Here is a 6,227-nt window from a genome sequence, read left to right on the forward strand (position 1 = left end):
GATGAAGTGGGAGAGTTGATCGTGTTGTGCACGCGTAGCGGTTTACCAGCGTGTTAGCCTAAACGCGTCAATAAAAGAAAAGCCTGGAACAGGTCCAATTGCTCCAGGCTTGCTTCACCACCGGCCTCCAACCGGCTCGTGAAGCGCTTTAACCGACCCACAACGTCGGAGAAAGCGATGTTATGAGTGTATCGAACCGTAACGCAGAACGCACGACACCACGCCAGCATGTGCGAGGTGTCGGTGTACATACGGGTTGGCTTGACGACACCCCAGCGGGTGCAACTGACCGCGACGCTCTGTTAGCGCATCTCGGTCGCAGTGCGATCCATGCCAGCAAAGACCGCAACTTCTCTAGCGCGTACTACTCGGATAGCGACGGGGCGCGACGTCCTCGGCTTTACAGGGTTGACTCGCCAGCGTTTGCCAGCTGCCAGTACGTCATGTTGACCACGAAGCAGTATGCAGCCGTCCTCGTCGTCGACATTGATCAACCAGGACAAGCAGGTGGTCACCCAACTAGTCTTGCGCTGAGTGTGCGGGAAAACTTCGCCAAGCTCATTAACCACGGGATTGGCCCCTCATGGATTGGTATTAACCCGCTGACCGGCAAAGCCCAGGCAATCTGGTTAATCGACCCGGTGTATGCCGATAAAACAGGGAAATCACCCCATATGAGCTTGCTGGCAGCAACGAGTAAAGCGTTAGGAGAGATGCTGGACCATGACCCGCACTTTTCCCACCGCTTTAGCCGCAGCCCGTTCTACGAGGGGAAAGACCCAACCGCGTATCGCTGGTACTGCCAGCACAAACGGGTATACCGCTTGGCTGACTTATTGCGGGAGGTACGTGCATTGACTGGCCAAGAAGCAAAGCAGCGATCGACACGACAGCAGTTTTCCTCTGGTCGTGAACTCCTCGAAGCAGCGAAAACACGCAGACAAGAAGCAGAAGCCTTCAAAGCGCTTGCAAACGACGTCGAAGCAGAACTTGCGACAAGCGTTGAGCGCTATGACCCTGACATCATCGAGGGCGTGCGCGTGCTGTGGATTCACCAAGGACGCGCAGCACGCGACGAGACGGCGTTTCGACATGCGCTAAAAGTCGGGCACAGGCTACGCGCAGCAGGCCAGCGCTTAACCGATAACGCCCTGATTGACGCCTACGAGCACGGATACAACATCGCCCAAGAAGCCGGAAGCGATGGGAGACTCTCGGAGATGCCGCCGATGCGTGATCGCCAGACCATGGCGAGGCGAGTGCGTGGGTACGTAACGCAAGCAAAGGCTTCAAACGGTGGTTCTGTGGCCCCTGGGAGGGCTACAAGCGCCGAGCGTAAGGCCTTGGCAACAATGGGGCGTAGAGGTGGACAGAAAGCCGCACAACGCTGGAAAACAGACCCAGACGGCGAATACGCACAGTCACAGCGAGACAAGCTTGAAAAGGCGAATCGACAGCGCCAACGTCAGGGGAATGAGACCCGGGCACAGGTTTATTCAGCGTATGCTTCGTCGCTTGCTCAGACAGGTAAAGCTCCAACGGGAGCTGAGATCGGAAGAGAATTGGGGATTACCAGAAAGACAGTGAGCGTCCATTTGAGGGCGCTACGGAACGCAGGAATGATCGAATAAAAAATGTAACCTGCCGTAAGCAATATACGGTTCCCCGGGCGGTAGCACGTGAGCTACCTAGTTCCGTTTCTTTTTCAGCAACAGTGAAGCGTGGAACTCATGCCGAAAAAGGTGACACGCCGTAAGCAATATACGGCTCCCCGTGCGGTAGCACGTGGGCTACCTATTCTCTCTACAGAACAACGTAGAAGTTTCAAGGCTGCATTTGGGTTGTCCGGAAAACATAAATCGTGGGCATGTAATAGAGCTTCATTATGATTGTTCAGCTGTTTCTTCCTTGGTGGTAGTGCAGCTGGTGCGGTGCTCGTGTCTTCACCGCCTCTGATAAATAAAGACCCCAGTTCAAATAAAGCAAGGGGAAGTTGAGTAATGTTTGGCACACGCCAGCCCGCCGCCCTTGTGCTGTGGGTGTCAGTACTCATTTGAATGGGTACTGACAGAAAACATGAGTAGAGCGATAGTGCGCGCTGATGTAGTTGCGGAGTGACCTGTCCTTGGCGCATAATGAGGACGAACAAGGAGAGAAGAATTGTTCAGGGAAACTGCGAGGATGGGTTATCACCACCACATTTCGATGTGAACCCAGCCTGCAAAGAGTCTTTAGTTAGGTGATTGCAGCGCCTGACTAGCCCCCAGGATTGCTTCCTGGGGGCTTTCCTTTTGTTTTAAGGCCTAAGGGATTTTTGTGGCGACTTAAGTATGTAACTAGTCGTTCCTACTGCGCGTGCGTTTATCTGCGGCCAGATCCCTCTTTTTGTACGTCTAAGCTGGGGTTACATTGGCTATCAATGTCAGCATCAAATTCCGCTGGACTGATCAGCCTTCGAGCTTCGAGTGGCCTTGACATGAAAATGCCATCGAGTTGTTGGCTGAGGTCGCCTTTAGAAACCGGCATTATGTGCAACACACATAATGCCGGTTAAACCTTTAAATGCTATGAAACGAAAAATGGTGGTGCAACCCACCACAGGTCACACCACCGTTCAGAGTCTTTAGCTAGGCTGACAGCAGCGCCTCAATTTTCTCTGCAAGATTAAGGTTCTGGAATCTCTCCCATAGTCCCCAACCCTGGTTTCCAATTGTGGTTATTGCTGCGCCGGACTTGAGAAGCCCGTTCGCGTTGCTTCCGCGCGGTTTCTTCTCTCGACCCTGTTTTCGATGTTTTCCAATATATCTATATTTTCTGAACATTTCTGCTCCTTGCGGGCTGGTCTTCCGAGCGCCTTGCAAAGACGTCGTACCGGCCCTTTACGGCAGGAGTCTTAACTGCAAGCACGCAAGGGTTCTCCGGGTTCCGCCTAGAACAAAGTTCTTTGGCTTCCGTCGAACGGATCTATTCTTGCACAGGTTCTTGAAAAGTAGAGGGCTGGTGTAGAAAATTAGTGGTGAGGGTTGGCTCTTAGAGATGCCGCCGATGCGTGATCGCCAGACTATGGCGAGGCGAGTGCGTGGGTATGTAACGCAAGCAAAGGCTTCAAATGGTGGTTCTGTGGCCCCTGAACTAGTCAAAGCCCATGACGTGCTTGACCGAGAAGTAGATAAAGCATTCGGTGCGCCACGCAAACTCACCACCGAGCGGCAGCGCCAAGAACTCTTATTCGCCAGCTACGGGAAGTTAGCGAGGAACTAGTTCTCCTTGTCTTCATAAAAACCTAAATCACTAGGAGAGTCGTCTTCACGGGTGATTTGAATTACTCCCGCCGAGGGGTGGAGTACCTTGTCGCTGTATGTACCAGACACAAGAACGGTGCCTGACGCGAAGACATGCACAGGCTTGCAGCGCTCGTACGTGACCATCTCCTCATCGCCATTCTTGTCCGTACCGACCCGCTGCGAAACCGTGCAATAGGTGTCGAAAGATCGCACGGGGACATCCTCTGGAGCTTCACCAGTGATATCAGTTGGGCTGTTCATAGGCTCCAATCTTAGTGGCGAGAGTCCACCTTGTGGGGGGAGCGATTCATCAGAACTTAAAAACTCCAAGTGCTGAACATGCCTGAGCAATTGCTAACGAGATACCAGCGAGAGTGTCTTGAAGAACTTTTGGCCGAGCCTGAATAGCGCTCTCGGCGAGGGGAAGATCGAAAGCCTGAACCTATTTTGGGAGTAGTAAAAACGCCTTTCCCACCTATCTACCGCTATGTAGTTGAAGGAAAGAAGGAACAGAGACAAGTAGAAGATCTCCGCGCGCGCTGTTACTCTTAGGTCTAACACCGTTGGTGTTGTCTGGATAAAAAGACCCCGGTTAGCTGCTACTAACCGAGGTCTCGGGCTACTGCCCTCTAGTGAAGGAAAAGACCAAGTCCAGCATTCACTAGTGAGGCGACAAAGTGTAGGACTCCGCCTGCGAGATTCCGATAGGAATCGGCTTTGGCGGGGTCTTTACTTTTGCCACCGTTGTGCCTATGAAGCTTCATTTCGAACCTCCAATGCTGTAGCTGTCCCTCGCCCAAACAGAGCGATAAATAGACCAGCACGAGCGTGCGGGCTATACCACACTCCGAGCAAGGAAGGCCTCTATGAGAGGCACCTGGTGCCGAAGCACCGGTGACGATCATAACAAGTGGCTAGAAGTACGCCCTGAAAAGCGATAACGGGAAAACAGTTCACGCGGTTTGACTCCCGTTCCCGAGGTACGGGTGTTCCGCTGGGTACACCCGCGCGCACGAGTTTCGGCCTGACTGAAAACTCAAGGTCGTAGATGTCCGTTAGGGTGGGGTCGTGGCAGAAAAGACAGATGGCGCGCAGGTTCTACACCTGGGCAAGCAGAATTTGCCAGCCCCCGGCCAGATCATCGGTTACGCAAGGGTCAGCTCGGCAGATCAGAACCTCGACCGTCAGCTCGCTGCACTCGAAGAAGCAGGTGTGCAAAAAATCTGGCACGAGAAAGTCAGCGGAGCTACACGCGAGCGCCCCGAACTTGCGCGAGTGATGGAGTACGTCCGCGAGGGCGACACCCTAGTGGTTGCGAGCATGGATAGGTTGGCACGCTCGGTGCCAGACCTTTACACCATTGTCGAAGAGCTAAACGGCAAGGGAGTCGCTGTGCGCTTTCTCAAAGAAGGGCAGCTCTACGATGCGCACAGCGACGCGACAAGCCAGCTCATGCTCGGCGTGCTTGGCGTCGTCGCACAGTTCGAGCGTGCGCTGATTCGTGAGCGGCAGGCCGAGGGGATCGCGCGGGCGAAAGAACGCGGGGTGTACGACCGTGCCCCTGCCATGTCGAAAGACGAGATTCAGCAGGCACGCGACCTCATTGCGCTCGGCGTGCCCAAAGCAGAAGTCGCCCGCCGCCTCGAGGTCAGTAGAAGCACCTTGTACAAGTACGTCGTCACGCCAGACCGCAAAGACGGAAAGAGCAGACAGTAGACCGCGCCTGTAAGGCCGCGCGTCTGCTGGAACATGTGTTCACAGAAATGGGCTGCGATGTCGGGTGGTCATGGCAGGATTGCAAGCATGATTCAAAGCATTGAGAAGCTGTTGTCCGAGGCGAGCGTGGCTCGGTTTGATCCCGAAGACGCAACGTTGAGCAGTGGCGAGCGCGCGCAAGCGAAGATCGTCACTGCCCTTTTGGAGGAATGGGACGCGCTTGACGGGAAGCAACAGCGCGCGATTGTGGACGTGCTTGAGAAGTCGACGCAAGCAAGCGAAGACGCCGAGGGATTCGTAGAGCGCCTGCGGCAGCGAGCAAAGAAGTAAACCTGTTGCTTTGTGCCTTGCCCTAGCGGCGAGGCGTCACCACTCGTGAGGCGGCACGCCGTTGGAGGGTCGGCTGTCGGTTTCGCCTTGTCCTCTTTAAGCGCGCGCTCCATGAGCGCTCTCATAATGAACGACAGCGCCCGCCTGTCCCACAGAGGTGCTGACGCGAACGCCTACGGCGTTCTTGTCCCCGAATCATCACTACCGGGCCGCTCCTCGCAGTAGCGGTCGGCGTTAATCGCATCTTCCATCAGCCCGAGCGTGATTTCTTCGAAGGCGTCTTTAATCGCGAGTGACTCAAAGTCTTTCGCGACTTGCTCCCAGTGCATGCGCTCAAGGGTCGGAATCATTGCCCACAGCGCCATGCGCAGATACGTCCCGCGACTGCGCCCAGTGCGCTCGGCGAGCGCGTCGAGCCGCTCAACGAGTTCGTGCTCTAGGCGCACAGAGACAACCGGACCGCGTCCGATCACACCGCTCTGCTTTCTCGTCGCCATGATCATCGATCCTTTCTTGTTTTGTCCCGACGTTGCTTCCTAGCTCTACATGTAAACATTGTTTACATGTAGAGACGAGAACAGTCGGTGTGAGGAAAACGGTTTTACGCTTCAAGGGGTGCTAGCCTCCCCCAAATCGCTGCCGCATAGTCTAGCCGGGCCGGTCGAGATGTTCGTCAAAATTGCCCAACTTTCCCCTTTCCCCTCCCCAAGGCCAGCGCTAGCCGCGCTTGCCTTGCTTAAAGCCAGGGGCTTTATTTATTGGTACATTGGCAGTAAACTTGCCAGTACCCCCTGGCGGGGCGCAAACACCGCTTGACCTGGACCGGAAGGAGGCTGCGAAGTTGCTCACGATTGCGAAGCTGCACGGTGAGTCTGTGGCCTATTACGAGTCCACTGT

At 54.9% G+C, this 6,227-nt stretch carries 5 protein-coding genes and 1 pseudogene; 4 read left to right on the forward strand and 2 right to left on the reverse strand.

Going from position 1 to position 6,227, the window contains the following annotated elements; all coding sequences use genetic code 11:
* Window positions 1–182 precede the first annotated feature (182 nt).
* Window positions 183–1,631, forward strand: a complete 1,449-nt coding sequence (locus Q0U90_RS11370) for a replication initiation protein (protein ID WP_297455209.1) — start codon at window positions 183–185, stop codon at window positions 1,629–1,631.
* A gap of 1,399 nt (window positions 1,632–3,030) precedes the next feature.
* Window positions 3,031–3,261, forward strand: a pseudogene (locus tag Q0U90_RS11655) (type IIL restriction-modification enzyme MmeI); the annotation flags it as partial.
* Here the strand turns inward: Q0U90_RS11655 and Q0U90_RS11375 are convergent.
* Window positions 3,258–3,545 carry a hypothetical protein gene (locus tag Q0U90_RS11375; RefSeq protein WP_297455212.1) on the reverse strand — a complete coding sequence of 96 codons (288 nt, stop codon included), beginning with the start codon at window positions 3,543–3,545 and terminating at the stop codon, window positions 3,258–3,260. The pseudogene Q0U90_RS11655 and the gene Q0U90_RS11375 overlap by 4 nt on opposite strands.
* Window positions 3,546–4,403: 858 nt before the next feature.
* Here Q0U90_RS11375 and Q0U90_RS11380 point away from each other — a divergent pair.
* The gene (locus tag Q0U90_RS11380) at window positions 4,404–5,000 is read left to right on the forward strand and encodes a recombinase family protein (RefSeq protein WP_297455218.1); all 597 of its coding nucleotides are present in this window, start codon (window positions 4,404–4,406) and stop codon (window positions 4,998–5,000) included.
* A gap of 87 nt (window positions 5,001–5,087) precedes the next feature.
* Window positions 5,088–5,330, forward strand: a complete 243-nt coding sequence (locus Q0U90_RS11385) for an antitoxin (RefSeq protein WP_297455215.1) — start codon at window positions 5,088–5,090, stop codon at window positions 5,328–5,330.
* Window positions 5,331–5,503: 173 nt separating this feature from the next.
* Here Q0U90_RS11385 and Q0U90_RS11390 read toward each other — a convergent pair whose 3' ends face one another.
* A complete protein-coding gene (locus Q0U90_RS11390) occupies window positions 5,504–5,827 on the reverse strand; it encodes a ribbon-helix-helix protein, CopG family (protein ID WP_071567109.1) in 324 nt (107 codons plus the stop codon).
* Between the last annotated feature and the right edge of the window lie 400 nt (window positions 5,828–6,227).

Source organism: uncultured Corynebacterium sp. (genome assembly GCF_946998835.1).
Taxonomy (GTDB): Bacteria; Actinomycetota; Actinomycetes; order Mycobacteriales; family Mycobacteriaceae; genus Corynebacterium.

Excerpts from the sequence above, each read along its gene's own strand:
- Q0U90_RS11370 (WP_297455209.1), top strand. The coding sequence starts at position 183 with ATGAGTGTATCGAACCGTAACGCAGAACGCACGACACCACGCCAGCAT.
- Q0U90_RS11375 (WP_297455212.1), bottom strand. The coding sequence starts at position 3,545 with ATGAACAGCCCAACTGATATCACTGGTGAAGCTCCAGAGGATGTCCCC.
- Q0U90_RS11390 (WP_071567109.1), bottom strand. The coding sequence starts at position 5,827 with ATGGCGACGAGAAAGCAGAGCGGTGTGATCGGACGCGGTCCGGTTGTC.
- Q0U90_RS11385 (WP_297455215.1), top strand. The coding sequence starts at position 5,088 with ATGATTCAAAGCATTGAGAAGCTGTTGTCCGAGGCGAGCGTGGCTCGG.